The following is a 15,913-nucleotide window of genomic DNA, read 5'->3' as shown; positions in this document are numbered from 1 at the left end:
TCATATTTACAAATCTAATTTGCAATTGGACCTGTACCAGTAGGAGAGTGCTATAGTGCGAGCATTAAGTATTCAAAAACTCCTTAGTTATGGAATTGTAATCTTAATCTTTCTTTTTGTTTACTTTCTAACTAACGATATATTATCGAAAAAGAATAATGATAATGAAACTAAATCTAAATCTATAAAAATTAGTGAAATGAGCGAATTTTCAAAAAAAATTAAAACTTCCAGTATTATTGAAATGCCCGCTATAAGTAATATAAATGAGAGTTATGGACTTAGAATATTTAACGAGAAGGGAGAATTTATTGACACAAAAACAATACAACTTGATGACCCAAAGGAGTTACAATTATATGTTTCAACAATAAATGCAACATCTAAGAATGATTCAATTGGTATATTGGTTTCATTGGATGGAGTATTTCAACAGTTTTTAGTTGATGAAGACGAGGTAAATAAATTTTATATTTACAACACAGAGTTGCCAACAATGTCGAGTAAAAATATACCTATTACCATAAAAAATGAGGATCTAGTAAAACAACATAGACTTGATATAATTATGCTTTACTATTTTGATAAACTCCCTAATGGAGCAATGAAGTACATAGATTTCTATGTAAACTCAATCTCCTTTTATATTAATAGCTCCCTTGACAATATTAATAAAAAATTTTCAAGTGATACAACAAGTTTAACAAAAATACCTGAACGTTTTGTTGGGAAAGTTAGAGATAAGGGCATCAGAAATGTTATTGACACTTTAGATCTAGATAAAACTAATTTATCGCAACCTAATGCAATTAATGCGATTCCTGGGGAAGCAAAAAAATTAAATATATTTGGATTTGGTGGGAAAGGGAAATACGCAACAACAATATTTCTAAATAATCATCCGATTTCTTTTGCAAATTCAGAGAAAACGTTGATTTACGAACTTGATGGCAGTAATATTTATAACAAAAACTTTGAAGTAAATGTACCAAATGAAAATGGTAAGTATCCTTTTTATAGCATAACCATTCCCTTAGATAATTCTCCTTTTGTTTTTGCTTCTCAAAAATTTGCTTTGGAAGTACAAAATCCAAAGTCCAACACGAACTGACAGAGCTTCGCCATAAAAACCAACAAAAGGCGCCGCCCTTTAGCGGGACTGAAAGAAAAAGATTTAGAAGTTTTACTGATCAGGAAGTACGCATTTTATCGACGCAGAACAATGATGACGACATTGTGGTCATCTCGTGGGAGTAAGGAAACAGATTTCCTTCAGGAATAGGTGGAACTTTTTACGCCTGTTGGACTAATGTTGGATGAGCATTTATGGTTTGAAATTGGCTCAGGGGATTTTTTGCATTGCTTCTTTTCAACGATAAGTTACCGATTGGAACCGAATGGATGGGGCAGCAAATATCCATTTATGATGAAAAAGCTATATCATGAAGACATGGAGAAAAAGTACAATTTACAATTGCTTGAAGAGGTAAAAGCTATCCAAAATAGCTGGAGTATTAGTCCTGATGATGTAGTTTGGGATATTGAAGATTTATCGAAACAGCCACCTTGGGGAGAAATCAATGATCCTTCCATAATGAGCCTGGCGAATTACTTTTCCACAGAGAGTGGCCCGGACTTGTTAATTTGTTTTATGTTGCGTTGAATATGGCCATTCAGTATGACTACGATGTTAAAATCATGAGCACTCATGACTTCCACAAATTACGATAAGGCTAGATTTTAGCTATCTTGATATGAAACTTTATCGCTCCTTGCATGCCGGTTACTACATCGACAGCAAGGAGTTTTTGTTTATAGGGCAAAGATTGGTGATGGTTAGAGGTGGATAGAAAAGAAGTTTTATGATCAGGAATTATATTCTTTACACCGCTTACACGAACCTTAACAGCGGGCTGGAAATTAACCCGACTTTGATGTACAGTCTGTTCTAGATAAGCTTATACCTAATACACAATGCGATTTTTACTACAACATATCCGATCCGAAACGCCGAAAGGCCTTATCCCGCTTGCGTTTAACGGATGTGCTCTTAACCAGTCGAAGGAAGAAGTCCCCTGGCTGTGCCATTAACGAGGTGAACCCGATGACGATCAAGCCCGTATCCCTCTCTTTTTTCCGGAAGCCGACGCTCGAGCTGGCCCGATCGCTGCTCGGGATGCTGCTCGTCAAGGAAACGGAACTCGGCATCACCTCCGGTTGGATCGTGGAGACCGAAGCGTACGTTGGACCGGGAGACCGAGCCGCGCACAGCTATGGCGGCCGCCGGACGCCGCGAACAGAAGTGATGTTCGGTCCGCCGGGGTACGCGTATACGTATGTCATGCATACCCACTGCCTGTTCAACGTGGTGAGCGGCGAGCCCGGCTGTCCCGAAGCCGTATTGATCAGAGCCGTCGAGCCCGTGATGGGAGAAGCGCTGATGCTCGAGCGGCGTGGTCCGTTAAAGAAAATCCATCACCTGACCAACGGACCTGGCAAGCTGACGAAGGCGCTGGGCATCGGCATCGGGGATTACGGACTTCCGCTAGACAAGCCGCCGCTGTATATCGCAGAGGGAAGGGCTGTGTCGTCCGTATCCGCCGGCCCGCGTATCGGCATTGATAACAGCGGCGAGGCGAGAGATTACCCGTGGCGGTTTTGGGAGACGGGCAATCCGTTCGTGTCGCGGAAGGGTTGAAAGGTCGTCGAACGACAATCACGACGAAACCTATGGGTATTGCGGCCTTCCTGTAAACGCTTGCAACGCCATCGTTCCGCCTGATAAACTAAACGTATTCCAAGCCGCGAATCATGGAGCAGCGGGCTGCTTCGGATCGGCGGCTTTTTCATTTCCAAGGCGACGCAGGCGGAGGTTGACGATCATGGGCAAAACGAAGCATTCGGGGCGAACAAAGCTGCCGGGACGTCCGGATCCCAGTCTGTGGGTGAGCAAGATGCCGTTCGGCCTCGGCAGGCAGAAGCCGCATCATATCCGCGACACGATGAAGGTCGTCTGGGACAACCGCGACAATTTGCCGTACGCATACAGAATATTGACGCAAGGCGTCTGCGACGGATGCGCGCTCGGCGTGTCCGGCCTCTACGACCAGACGCTGACGGGTCCGCATCTGTGCACGACGCGGCTGAACGTGCTGCGGCTGAACACGATGGGGCCGATCAAGCCGGACGTTTTGCATGCCGACATCGACGAGCTCAGACGGATGGACAGCGCTCAGCTGCGAAAATTGGGGCGCATCCCTTACCCGCTCCTGCGCGAAAAGGGCGACTCGGCCTTCAGGCGCGCCACATGGGAGGAGGCGCTGGACCGCATAGCGAGCCGTATCCGCGGCGTGGATCCGAAGCAACTGGCCTTTTACCTGACCGGGCGCGGCATTACGAACGAATCGTATTACGCAGCGGCCAAGGCCGCGCGCCTGATCGGCACGAACAACATCGACAACGCGTCGCGCATCTGTCATTCGCCCTCGAAGACCGCGATGAAGCGGTCGCTCGGCATCGGCGCTTCCAGCTGCAGCTACAGGGATTGGATCGGTACGGACGTGCTCGTGTTCTGGGGGAGCGTAGCCTCGAACAACCAGCCGGTGTCCACCAAGTATATGTACGCCGCCAAGCGCAAAGGCACGAAGATCATCGTGATCAACCCGTACCGGGAGCCCGCGATGGAGGGCTACTGGGTGCCTTCGATCCCCGAGTCCGCGCTGTTCGGCACGAGGCTGGCCGACGACTTTTACCAGGTGAACATCGGCGGCGACATCGCGTTCATGAACGGCGTCATGAAGCATTGGTTCGAGATGGAGGACGATCGGCCCGGCTCGGCGATCGACCATGCGTTCGTGCAGGCGCACGCGAGCGGCTACGAAGCGCTGAAGGCGCATGTGCGCGAGCAGGAGTGGGAGGCGCTCGAACGGTCGTCGGGCTTGTCGCGCGAGCGAATGGCCGAATTCGCGAACTTGCTGGCCGGCGCGCGCAGCGGCGTCTTCGTGTGGAGCATGGGGCTCACCCAGCACCGCTTCGGCACGGACAATATCTCGCAGGTCGCCAATCTCGCGCTGCTCCGCGGCTTTATCGGCAGGGCGCATTGCGGCGTCATGCCGATCCGCGGACATAGCGGGGTACAGGGCTCCGGCGAAATGGGAGCTGATCCGTTCAGCCTGCCGGGCGGGGACTTCCAGCCGGAGCACGTCCGCCGAGTCGAAGCGCTGTGGGGATTCGAGCTGCCGCGCTGGCAGGGCGACATCGTCGGCGTGTCGCTCGAGAACGCGATGCTGCCGGACGATCATGAGCGCAAGCTTAAGGTGTTTTATACGTCCGGCGGCAACTTCCTCGAGACGATGCCGGACCCCGACTTCATCCGGCGATGCCTGGAAAACGTCGACGTGCGCGTCCATCAGGACATCGTCCTTAATACCTCTACGCTTGCAGATGCTAAAGAGGAGGTGTGGGTGCTCCCCGCCATGACCCGGTACGAACAGCCGGGCGGCGGCACGTCCACTTCGACGGAGCGGATGGTGTATTTCTCGCCGGAGATCGAAGGCCCGCGCATCGCTGAAGCCCGGCCCGAGTGGCGGATCTATGCCGATCTGGCGGCCCGCGTCAGGCCGGAGCGCCGCGATGCCGTCGCCTTCGCCGACGCGGCCGCCGTTCGCGCGGAGATCGCCAAGGCTGCGCCGAACTACGACGGCATTCAGCAGCTGCGAGGGCGCGGCGACGTCTTTCAATGGGGCGGCGCCTGGCTGTGCGAAGGCGGCGAGTTCCCTACGCCGGACGGCAAGGGCAGGCTTCTGCCGATCGAGCTGCCGGAGCTTCGCAAGCCCGAAGGGCGCTTTTACGCGACGACGCGCCGCGGCAAGCAGTTCAATTCGATGGTGTACGGCGAGCTCGATCCGTTTAACGGCGCAGGGCGGTACGACGTGCTCATGAACGCGGCGGACGCGGCAGGGCTCGGCATTCGCGAAGGCGACGCAGTCGTCGTTTATAACCGGCACGGCGTTTTTCACGGCAGGTTCAAGGCGGCGGCGATGGCCGCAGGCAACCTCGAGCTGTATTGGCCGGAAGGCAACATGCTGTTTCCCAAAGGCGTCTACGAGCCTCATGCGGGCATCCCCGAATATAATGCGGCGGTCGTCGTGGAGAAGGCGGAGACTTACCATGCCTTGAAGGATACGCGTTACGCGGAAAAGCGAATCGAGGAATTGGACCTCGACATGCCGGAATAAGCGCAAGGGGTGGACAGGGTGGAACGACCTTCGATCGTAAAATGGACCGCGACGAAAATGAAAGGCGGGCTCGTCTCCGAACGGGAAGAGGACGTGGCGGCCGAATATCCCCTGACGTTGATCGTCGATGGGGAAGAGTTCGCGACCTTGGTCTGCTCGCCAAGCGACCTGACCGACCTGGTCGTCGGCTTCCTCGGCTCCGAGGGCGTTATTCGTGTCCGCGAGGATATCAAGGTATTAACGCTCGACGTACAAGGCGGCTTTGCCCGCGTCGAGCTCGTCCGTCCGCAGTCCACCGCCAAGGACTTCTATTCGAAGCGTATGATCGGCTCCTGCTGCGGCAAAAGCCGGCAGTTTTATTTTCAGAACGATGCCCGAACGGCCAAAACGCTGACCGGCGGACTGCGGATTTCGGCCGAGCGCTGCTTCGAATGGATGTCCCGGCTGCAGGCGGCTTCGGCCGAATTCGCGGCGACGGGGGGCGTTCACAACGCTGCCTTGCTCGACGAATCGGGAGCGGCGGAGACGAGGTCGGACATCGGCCGGCACAACGCGCTCGACAAGCTGTTCGGCCACTGCATCCGCCATCGCTTATCCGCGAAAGACCGGGTCATCGTGTTCAGCGGCCGCCTGTCCTCGGAGGTCGTCTTGAAGGCCGCCAAGATCGGCTGCCCGATCCTGCTCTCCAAGTCGGCGCCGACGGATCTCGCCCTCAGGCTGGCGGATGACCTCGGCATCACCTGCGTGGGCTTCATCCGCGCGGATTCGCTGAACGTTTACACGCATCATCACCGGATCGTCATGGATTAAGGGCTTGATCCATCAGATCAGTCCTTGCTCCTTCAGCCACTGCTCTGCCACAGCTCGCGGTTCCTTGTGTTCCAAGTCCACCTTTCCATTGAGCGCGGACATCGTTTTGTCGTCGATTTTACCGGCCAGCAGGTTCAGCGTCTCTTCCAATTCGGGATGCGCCTTCAGTGTATCGTCGCGAATGACGACGGCCGCATAGTACGGTGGGAAAAATTGCTTGTCGTCCTTGAGCGCCTTCAGCTTAAACGCCTGGATGCGCCCGTCCGTCGAGAAGGCGTCGTTGACGTCGGTCGTGCCCTCCTTGACCGCGCCGTACGTCAAGCCGGGGTCGAGTCCGGTCACCTTTTTGAATCGCATGCCGTAAGCGGCCTGCAAGCCTTTGAAGCCGTCCTCCCGCTCCAGGAACTCGTGAGTCGCACCGAGCGTCAGCCCAGACGAACGCGCGGCCAGCTGGGACATCGTATCGATGCCGAGACGCTGGGCGACGTCGGCGCGCATGGACAGCGTGTACGTATTGTTGAAGCCGAACGGCGGCAGCCAGGTGACACCGAACCGTGTCTCGTAAGCCGCCTTCACCTTATCGTAGGTAGCTTGGGGATCGCCGCCCACCGGCGCTTCGCCAAGCACCGACGACCAGCCCGTCCCCGTATATTCCGGGTACAGATCGATGCTGCCGCTCGTCAGCGCGCTGTGCGTCACCTGGGAGCCGCCGAGAAACGGTTTGCGCACGACCTTCAAATCGGTCTTGGCCTCGATTAGCGAAGACAGCATATGGACGAGAATATCCTGCTCTGTGAAGTTTTTGCCGCCCACGGTGATCGTCTTGCCGCCTCCGCCTCCGCCGAACCCGAGACCGCCGCGTCCCAGCAAACTCGTCGCGATCGCCGCGACGAGCAGGATGCCGAGCGCGATCTCGACGACTCGCACGAAGCGATTCGTCCGTTTGCGGCCGACCGTTCTTAAGCCGGGCGGCGTGACCGCCCGTTCCATCCGTTCCAGCAAAAAATCGAGCAGCAGCGCGAGCAGCGCCGCGGGAATCGTGCCCGCCAGGATGAGCTCGGTGTTGACCGTCGAGATGCCGCGGAAAATGAGATCCCCAAGACCGCCGGCTCCGACGAGCGAGGCCAGCGTGGCGACGCCGATCACCATGACCGTCGCGGTGCGGATGCCTGCCATGATGACGTTCAGCGCCAGCGGCAGCTCGATGCGCCACATGACCTGCATGCCCGTCATCCCCATGCCGATGCCGGCTTCCTTGATCGGTTTTTCCACGTTCATGATACCGGTGTACGTATTGCGAAGGATCGGGAGCAGCGCATATACCGTCAGCGCGATGATGGCCGGCACCCGGCCGATGCCGACGAGCGGGATCATAAAGCCGAGCAGCGCGAGGCTCGGGATCGTCTGGAACAGCGAGGTCAGCCCGATGACGGGAGAGGCGAGCCGCCGGAAACGCGTCAAGGCGAGGCCCGCAGGGACCGAGATCACGATCGCGATAAACAGCGCGATAAATGAAATTTGCAGATGCTCAAGCGTGCCGCGAACGATGTCGTCGCGCCGGTTGATGAATACGTCCCAAAGATTCATGGCGGCCTCCGTTCAGATCTGCTTCAGCAGCGCGTCGATCAGGCTGGAATTGGTCACGAGGCCCGCGATCTGGCCGTTGGGGTGAACGACGGGCAAGTAGCTCATGCCGTGCTGTTTCATGACGTCCACCGCATCCCCGACGCTCGAGCCAACGACGACGTTCGGGATGTCGGTCCGCATGATTTCCTGCAGCGTCAGATCCTCGTTCCGATAATTTTCCTCGAGCGCTTCTCTCGATACGACGCCTTGCAGCACGCGATTTTTGTCGAGCACGAGCAGGCCGTTGACGCGATGCTGCTTCATTAATTTTGCCCCGTGCGCAAGGCCGCGGGACTGGTTCACCGTCACGGGATTCCACAGCATGACGTCCTCTACCGATAGCTGCTCGGAAGCTTCGTTCAAACGGCCCTCGCCGATGAAGCTGCGCACGAAGTCGTTTTTGGGACGCCGCAATATGCGTTCGGGCTTGTCGGCCTGAACGATCTCGCCGCCCTTCATCAGAACGATGCGGTCCGCGATCTTGAGCGCCTCGTCCATATCGTGAGAGACGAAGACGATCGTCTTCTTCACGGTTTCCTGCAGCCGGATCAGCTCGTCCTGCAGCTGCTCGCGGCTGATCGGGTCGAGCGCGCTGAACGGCTCGTCCATCAGGATGATCGAAGGCTCCGCCGCCATCGCCCGGATGACGCCGATCCGCTGCTGCTGGCCGCCGCTCAGCTCGGACGGGTACCGGTCGCGGTATTTTTCCGGGTCGAGGCCGACCATGTCCATCAGCTCGTCGATCCGGCGTTCGTACGCCTTTTTGTCCATGCGCTTGAGCCGCGGCACGATCGCGACGTTGTCCTTGATCGTCATATGCGGGAACAATCCGATATGCTGGATGACATAGCCGATATCCCGTCTCAACCGGACGGGATTGATCTTGGAGATGTCTTTGCCGTCGATGATGATTCGTCCGCCAGTCGGCTCCACGAGCCGGTTGATCATCTTCATCGTCGTGGACTTGCCGCATCCGCTCGGGCCGATCAGCGTGACGAGCTCGCCTTCCGCGATCTCGAGGTTGATGCCCTTCAAAGCACTAGTGCCGTCCGGATACTTCTTGGTGACGCCGTCAAATTGGATCAAGCGCGTTCGCTCCCCGCCGTTTGCCCGTCCAAGCGAGCGATAGTGCGGGTAGTATGCCCATTTCTTGCACAATTAGCCGGGCCGCGCGATTGCGGGGCAAGTATCTGTACAAGCAGGGTCGGCAAAGCGGAAAAAGCGCAATTTTGCGCTATGACGTTGCTATGGAGGAGACGTGTGCGTGCGCGAGGAGGTGCCAAGCGTCACCCTAGCGCAAATTTTGCGCTAGGGTTTGGGGAAGTATGGTCTAGGGAGCATGCAGTGTCAGACTAGCGCGTATATGACGGTTTCCGTTTACGGCTCTTCGCGAACCCAAACCTGCATTTCGCCCGGCTCGCGGTTGCCCCACAGCGTATAAGGCACGGCCACGATCCGCTGCGGCGTCCGCACCGGCGGTTCTGCGCGATACAAGGCGCCGCCCGCGTTCGCAGGCGCTTCGAGCCGCAAGCCATCGGTCTCGAGCAGCACGGCGCCGGTCAGGCGCCCTTCACCGGGCACTTCGCGAAGCTCGGCTCCTGCACGAATCGCCAATCCGGCCAGCGGAGCGCCGTTGTCCGCTTCCTCCAGGCAATAGACGAGCGGACCGCGCTGCAGCGCGACGCGGCCGGCGTTCGCGCGCACCTCGGCGGCGGCATAGATTCGACGGGGACGCATGTCCAGCGTCATGCCGAATACGTCGCCCGCCTGCCAATCACGGCGCAAGTATGCGTAGCCGTCTTTGATCTCGGGCGTAGCCGGTTCTCCGTTCACGGTGAACGAGGTGCGCTCCGACCAGGCGGGCACCCGGACGGCAAGCGTAAAGTCTCCGGTTCCCGAGGCTTCGGCGATCGTGAGTCCGACCTCGCCCGCCCATGGCAACCGGCTCTTCATGCGAACGGCGACTTGCCGCCCGGCCAGCGTCAGCTTCGCCTCGGCGCCGATGTGCAGATGCGCATAAAGCGTGTCCTGGCCCGCCGCGAAAGCATAATGGCCGAGCGAGGAGAGCAGGCGGGCAACGTTGGGCGGACAGCAGGCGCAGCCATACCATTTTTGCCGCACGGCCTTCACATGGTGTTTGCCCGGATTGCCCGCACTTGCCGCCGGCCATACTTCCATCGGGTTGACATAAAAGAAGTGCTTGCCGTCGGTCGCCATGCCGGCCGTTACGGTATTGTAAAGCGCGCGCTCCATCACGTCGCCGTACTCGCCCTTGGCTTCGTTTTGCAGCATGCGCTGGGCGAACATCATCAAGCCGATCGACGCGCAAGTTTCCGAATAGTTCGTGTCGTTGGGCAGGTCGTAGTCGAACGTAAAAGCCTCGCCGTGGTGCGTGGAGCCAATGCTGCCGTTTACGTACATCTGCTTGCGGACCGTGTTGGCCCACAGCCGCCTGCAGGCGGCGAGCAGGCTCTCGTCGCCGTTTCGGACAGCCAGATCGGCCATTGCGGCATACATATACATCGCGCGCACGGCATGCCCTGTCGCGAACTCCTGCTCGCGGACGGGCTTGTCCGCCTGATGATAGGACAGCGACGGCGGCGTCTGCTGAACGACGCCGGGCGTCCAGTAAGAGGCGCGGCCCCGCGCCTCCCATTCATGATGGAAAAAGCTCGGCTGCCGTCCGCGTTCGTCGATAAAAAAGCCGGCCAAGTCTAAATAACGCCGGTCGCCGGTCGCCTCGTACAGCTTCACGAGCGCCAGCTCGATCTCCTGGTGGCCATCGTAGCCCCGAATCTGACCGGGACGTTCTCCGAATGTCGCGTCGATATGATTGGCTAGGCGGCAGGCGACGTCGAGCAGCGCTTTTTTGCCTGTCGCGCCGGCGTAGGAGACCGCGGCTTCGATGAGGTGGCCGGCGGAATACAACTCATGGCAGTCCGTGAGGTTCGTCCAACGCTTGCCCGGCTCGGCTACGGTAAAATAGGTGTTCAGATAGCCGTCCTCCTGCTGCGCGGCTGCGACAAGCGCGATCGCCTCGTCCGCGAGCCGCTCCAGATCGGCGTCCGGCGACGCGGCCAGCGCATAGCCGACGGCTTCGAGCCATTTGTACAAATCCGTATCCTGAAAGACGAAACCGCCGAACGCGCCTTCCTCCAAGCCGGCCGCGATGCGGAAATTCCGGATCGCATGGCTCGGCTCCGCATCGGCGACGCGGTCGTTAAGCGCCTCCCATTGATAAGGAATGACCGTATTGCGCACAAGTTCGATATAGGGGGACCAATAGTCGTCCTTTATACTGACATTTTTAAGCGCAATGGGGCGGGGGAAGGCAGTCTGGTTCTGCAGAGTCAATTCATTCACGCTCCATAAAGGAATTTGTCATCCAATCGCGCCGCGCATCGAACCGCGATTCGATGTTTCCCTATTTTAAGACAGTCCAGGCTCCCTTGTCGGTAGGCGATCAGGTATAATAGGTGTCAAAAACTGACCTCAAATAGCGCGCGTGGACCAAGAGACAAGGAGGAACGGCATGCTGTCTTTATACTTGCACGAGCCCTATCGCTTGCAAATGGGCGGGCACTTCCTGTCGGACGAGACCTGGTCGCATATGGACCGCACGATTGCGGACTATGAATTGATTGTCGGGGTTTCAGGCGTCGTCTTTATGGAGACGGGCGGCAACATGTATGAGGTGCGGGCAGGAGAAGTATTATTTCTCATGCCCGGAGAGCGCCATCGGGGCTACCGGCTTTCCACGCCGGGCGTCTCTTTTTATTGGTTTCACTTTTTCGTTCCCGAAGCGGGGAACGAGGTTCCCGCGGGTCAGATGCCGCGGTACGCAAGCTGCCCGAATCCGAGCCGGGTGCATATATTGGCGCGACAGCTGCTGCATGCCGCCAATGGCGGTTACCGTATTCGGGGAGCGGGCGATTACTTTCTGACTTGCCTGCTAATCGAGCTCGCCGACCAGCTGCAGGATTCGGACGGCAGGCCCGCGATGGACGCCCAGCTCCACGAGCTGCTGGCATGGACGCGCCTTCACGCGCTGGACCCGGACATCACGGTCGGCCGGATTGCCGACCATATCGGGTACAACAAAGACTACCTGTCCCGTATGTTCAAGCGGCGATTCGGATCGGGTCTGCTCGATTACATTCACGGCCTGAAGCTGGATGCGGCGAAGGAGCTGCTGGCGGGCGGCAAGCTTGGGGTCAAGGAAATTGCGGGCCGCGTCGGCTTCGGCGACGACAAGCAGTTCGCCAAGTGGTTCAAGCGGCTCGCGGGCGTGACGCCGACCGCATATCGGCAGGCCTTCGGGGGCACGCGCCTCAACAATCGTTAATACGGTGCCAACCGCTTCTGCAGTAAAAAAGCCGCATGCTTCGCGGCGATTGTCTTGGCTATCCGGTTTGTTTTCAAGGATCTGTTTGTTTTCAGAGATTCTGTTTCAGGGATTCGGTTTTCAGGGTTCTGTTTGTTTGAAAGATACTGTTTTCCCTCAAGGCGTCTGTTTCTTCTCGGCGGCCTCGCCCGTTCTCGATCCGATCAAGTAGCCGATGATCGTGGACTCCACCGGGAGCACGACGAGCGTCCACAGGTCCTTCAAGCCGAAGTCCGGAGACCTGCTCTGCTCAGGGACAAGCGTATAGACGAGTGCAATGAGCAGCACGCCGAGCGCGATCGTGCCGACGATATAGAGCCTTACGTTTTCCCCGGAGCCGAAAAACCGTCCCAAAAAACCAAGCTCGGCTTTTCGCTTTTCGCTCTCGGCGTTCGCCGCGATAATTTTACTGGCCACTTTAGGATCTTGGATCTCGATTTTATTCACGGACCCTGGACCCCCTCGCCGGCGAAAAACGTAAAGGACAGCACCCAGGCGCTCGCTTCGTAATTGATCGTTACTTCGTAGCTCAAGGAAAGCCTGCGATTGTTCAATACGCCGATATGGATCATATCGTCGTTGCCCGTCGGCTTGCCTCTCGGGAAGTTGATGCAGGCGATTCGGACTTTATTGTGCTGCACGAGCCGGATGTCCGTCTCGAAGTCGTCCCGTTCCGGCTCGTTTTCGACGCAAAACAAAAACGTGAGCGGATCGTTTTCTTCGGACAACGTAATCTCGATCGGATTCATCTTGTAGGCGAACACCCTGCCGTGATAGACGACTTCGAACCCGCCGGAATGAATACGCATGCGCTTGCCCCCCGTTTCTTGATAGACTCGCAGATACACTATTGTACGAGCCGGGGGACGGCCGTATGTTCGTTCGGATCGTCCCGACGCACAAAAAGCGGCCGCCCGGATCGTCAGATCTGTCGGGCGGCCGCATCAAGGGGCCGGAGGTGGTTATATGCGTTTTTGCGTTACTGAGTTATTGCGTTAGTGCGTTATGAAAGTCGGCGGCCGATCGTAACGATCTCGCAGGGACGCACGTCAACGCGCACAATGCCGTCCGCATCGGGGACAAGCTTGCCCAGCTCTTCTTCCAGCACGTTGCTCAAATACCATTCCGAATCCGGTTCCGCTCGCAGCGCAAGCGATGAAGACGCGCCGCTCATATTGAACCAGCGGTAGAAGCAATCCTCGCCCTGAATGCCTCGTTTGAAAGCGGTCAGCGCCAGGCGCTCGCCCGTCCAGGAGAGCGGGCTGTACACGGCCGGAAGCGAGCCGGCATGAGCATCCGTTTGAACGGCGAGCCAGGGCACCTGGAAGGCGTACGCTTCCTGGGCTGCCGCATAACGTCCGTCGGCGCCGGCGTAAGGAATGATCGCAAGCTCCGCTTCTTGCGAGCCCGGGCACTGCGCCTCCGGCGTCGGAAACACGCCCCAATCGCCGAGCTCGCCGACTGCGCGGAGCAGCGTCACGGCGAGCGTACCGCGGCCGTCGCGAAGCGCCTCGTACTCGTTCAGCCCGATATTGGCTACGGCCAGCCCGCGCTTGCCGTGGTCCAGTGCGGCGAACGCCTGCTGATGCTGCGCGTTGCTCGGATTGCGCCATTCCCCGGCGGGCTCGTTCGGACGCTCGGCGATCTCAAAGATCGAGTCGGCATAGTGAACGCCGGATGCCGCCGCATCGGTCGGGAACCGCATGCGCAGGCGGTGATCCTTGGCGTGATTTTCGTAGCGTACCTTAAGCATCAAGGCTTTGACGCCGCGCTCGACGGTGGCGAGCGTCGTAATGACGAGGGGCACCGTACGCGCCGACCTGCCGGCCTTGCGGTCCGGGAGGAACGTCATCGTCGTGCGCTCGCGCTGCAGCAGGACATCCGCTTCCGCGGGGATCTCCCAGCGATGGACGATCTCGACCGTCGTACGCCAGGCGCTGCGCGAGACGAGCCGCACCTCGGCCTTCAGCGTATCCGTCGTGAGCGTCTTGCGCTCGCCGTCCTGCACATACACATATTCATTGCCGATATCGCCCGTATTTTCAAAAACGCCGAGGTCGCGATAAACTTCTCCGGTCTCTTTGTCCGTCAGCGACAAGCTTCCGTTAGGCTCGACGGCAACGGCTATATATTCATTTTCCAGCGAGAGACCCGCCGGCGAGGCGTCCACTGCTTTCTCCTGCTCGACCGCAGCCGCGACCGGCGCGGCGACAGCGTCATCCTCTGAACGCCAAGCATAGGTCCGATATCCTTGGGAAGGCACATGGTCCGCGCTAAGGGTGACGCGGATTCGTCTCGCCATGTACGGCTGCCTGAACTTGTCGTCGGGAAGCTCGTAGCCGAACCGGACGCCGAGATCCTCGATCTCGGCATCCACCGGTCTGCCCTCATGGTCGATGACGGCGCCGGCGCCGACCCGGATGAGCTCCATGTCCGCGTAGGCTGCAGCCGGACCGATGTCCGCGGACGAACGGCGGGCGACATCGAGTTCGACGGAGACGGTCCCGGAACGCGCGGCGCCGGCGAAGTTGAACACGACGAACGGCACGTGCGCATCGCCCGCGAACCGGGCGGTGTCGATACTCGACGCGATGTGGGCGATGCTTCGCTCGACGATCGGCTCCGCCATATGGCGGCTTTTGGCGAAGCGGGTCATCATCTCCGCGTGCACTTCGTCTACGCTGCAGCCGCAGATGCTGTCGTGCGGATGGTTTTGCATGAGCGTCCGCCAGGCATGGACGAGGAGCGGCGTCGGATGAGGCATGCCGAGCGTTGCAGCGATCGCGGCCGCAGGCTCCGCGAGCCGCTCGAGCAGGATTTGGCCTTTGGCGTTGGCCTGCTTGATATACACGCGGCTGGAGGCGGTATTCGCCAGCGTGAACCAGCCGTCCGTACGCTGGCTGCGCAGCTCGCCTTCGACGACGGTCAGTTCGCGTGCGGAGGCGCGCTCGACGGCCGCCACGTACGAAGGCAAGTCGCTATGCACGAATTCATAGCCGGGATACAGATCGCGGGCCGTGCGGAGCGCAGCTGCCAAGTCGGTCTGCACAGGCTGGTGATCGCATCCGTTCATGAACAGCAGCTGCGGCGTGGATGCAAAACGCTCGGCTTCCTTCAGCTTGGCGTCCCAGTAAACGCGGGCTGCATCGGGATCGACGGGAATTTCCATCCCGTTGTTGTACCAATTGGCGAACAGAATGCCTAGCACCTCCGAGCCGTCCGGCGATCGCCAGATCATCTCGGAAAAGGGGGACTCGTAAGCCGCGGAATCGGAGACGGCGTTGTTGAAGCCGGTCGGCTTGACGCCCCGTCCGAAGATTGCGTTCGCGATTCCGGCCTGGCGCATGAGCTGAGGCGCCTGACCCATATTGCCGAAGGAATCGGGGAAATACCCGATTTTCGCAACGGGACCGTAGCGGGCGGCATCGTGATGGCCGACGAGCAAGTTGCGCACATTCGCCTCGGCGCTTGTCAGGAATTCGTCCTGCAGCACATACCAGGGGCCGATCAGGATTCGTCCCTCGCGAATAAGCCGGGTCAGGCGCTCGCGCATCTCGGGCCTCACTTCGAGATAGTCGTCCAGGATGATCGTCTGGCCGTCCAGATGAAAGCTCCGATAGTCGGGATCGCGCTCGAGCGTATCGAGCAGCACGTCCATCAGCTCGATCAGCCTGACGTGGTGTCGCTCGTAGGGCATATACCATTCGCGGTCCCAATGCGTGTGAGAAACAATGTGCGCGACCATTTTTTTCATCGTGCTTACCTCCTAATACAAATATACAAGATTGCAAATGCTTGTTATAATCGAATCATAACTTTGCTCGACATTGTTGTAAACCGGTTAGCTGAACGATGC

General features: G+C 57.8%; 12 protein-coding genes. 6 read left to right on the top strand and 6 right to left on the bottom strand.

What is annotated here, in order from left to right; genetic code table 11:
- Positions 1-55 precede the first annotated feature (55 nt).
- The 5 genes from KB449_RS20245 (at position 56) to fdhD (ending at position 6,047) form a co-directional block, all read left to right on the top strand.
- Positions 56-1,111 carry a hypothetical protein gene (locus KB449_RS20245; RefSeq protein ID WP_282910090.1) on the top strand — a complete coding sequence of 352 codons (1,056 nt, stop codon included), beginning with the start codon at positions 56-58 and terminating at the stop codon, positions 1,109-1,111.
- Positions 1,112-1,282: 171 nt separating this feature from the next.
- A complete protein-coding gene (locus KB449_RS20240) occupies positions 1,283-1,663 on the top strand; it encodes an Imm70 family immunity protein (RefSeq protein WP_282910089.1) in 381 nt (126 codons plus the stop codon).
- Between the two features lie 441 nt (positions 1,664-2,104).
- Positions 2,105-2,698 carry a DNA-3-methyladenine glycosylase gene (locus tag KB449_RS20235; RefSeq protein ID WP_282910088.1) on the top strand — a complete coding sequence of 198 codons (594 nt, stop codon included), beginning with the start codon at positions 2,105-2,107 and terminating at the stop codon, positions 2,696-2,698.
- A gap of 184 nt (positions 2,699-2,882) precedes the next feature.
- Positions 2,883-5,237 (top strand): FdhF/YdeP family oxidoreductase, encoded by a 2,355-nt coding sequence (locus KB449_RS20230; protein ID WP_282910087.1) that lies wholly within the window; start codon positions 2,883-2,885, stop codon positions 5,235-5,237.
- 57 nt (positions 5,238-5,294) lie between these two features.
- Positions 5,295-6,047 (top strand): formate dehydrogenase accessory sulfurtransferase FdhD, encoded by a 753-nt coding sequence (gene fdhD, locus KB449_RS20225; RefSeq protein ID WP_282912874.1) that lies wholly within the window; start codon positions 5,295-5,297, stop codon positions 6,045-6,047.
- 12 nt (positions 6,048-6,059) lie between these two features.
- On the opposite strand, the gene KB449_RS20220 is transcribed toward fdhD, so the two are convergent.
- From KB449_RS20220 to KB449_RS20210, 3 genes are all read right to left on the bottom strand, one after another.
- Positions 6,060-7,634: a glycine betaine ABC transporter substrate-binding protein gene (locus KB449_RS20220; RefSeq protein ID WP_282910086.1), complete on the bottom strand. Its 1,575-nt coding sequence runs from the start codon at positions 7,632-7,634 to the stop codon at positions 6,060-6,062.
- A 12-nt stretch (positions 7,635-7,646) separates the two neighbouring features.
- Positions 7,647-8,759, bottom strand: a complete 1,113-nt coding sequence (locus KB449_RS20215) for an ABC transporter ATP-binding protein (RefSeq protein ID WP_282910085.1) — start codon at positions 8,757-8,759, stop codon at positions 7,647-7,649.
- Between the two features lie 291 nt (positions 8,760-9,050).
- Complete coding sequence (locus KB449_RS20210) at positions 9,051-11,027, bottom strand: glycoside hydrolase family 127 protein (protein WP_434082515.1); 1,977 nt, start codon at positions 11,025-11,027, stop codon at positions 9,051-9,053.
- Between the two features lie 178 nt (positions 11,028-11,205).
- Between KB449_RS20210 and KB449_RS20205 the strand changes: the two genes are divergently transcribed.
- Positions 11,206-12,018, top strand: a complete 813-nt coding sequence (locus KB449_RS20205) for a helix-turn-helix domain-containing protein (protein WP_282910084.1) — start codon at positions 11,206-11,208, stop codon at positions 12,016-12,018.
- A gap of 156 nt (positions 12,019-12,174) precedes the next feature.
- Here the strand turns inward: KB449_RS20205 and KB449_RS20200 are convergent, their stop codons facing one another.
- From KB449_RS20200 to KB449_RS20190, 3 genes are all read right to left on the bottom strand, one after another.
- On the bottom strand, positions 12,175-12,504 hold the full coding sequence (locus tag KB449_RS20200; protein WP_282910083.1) for a hypothetical protein: 330 nt from the start codon (positions 12,502-12,504) through the stop codon (positions 12,175-12,177).
- The gene (locus KB449_RS20195; RefSeq protein WP_282910082.1) at positions 12,501-12,866 is read right to left on the bottom strand and encodes a DUF6864 domain-containing function; all 366 of its coding nucleotides are present in this window, start codon (positions 12,864-12,866) and stop codon (positions 12,501-12,503) included. The genes KB449_RS20200 and KB449_RS20195 overlap by 4 nt, the downstream gene beginning before the upstream one ends.
- Before the next feature lie 194 nt (positions 12,867-13,060).
- On the bottom strand, positions 13,061-15,811 hold the full coding sequence (locus KB449_RS20190) for an alpha-mannosidase (RefSeq protein ID WP_282910081.1): 2,751 nt from the start codon (positions 15,809-15,811) through the stop codon (positions 13,061-13,063).
- Positions 15,812-15,913 lie beyond the last annotated feature (102 nt).

It is taken from the genome of Cohnella hashimotonis (assembly GCF_030014955.1).
Taxonomy (GTDB): domain Bacteria; phylum Bacillota; class Bacilli; order Paenibacillales; family Paenibacillaceae; genus Cohnella; species Cohnella hashimotonis.
This window is presented reverse-complemented; position numbering and strand designations above follow the sequence as displayed.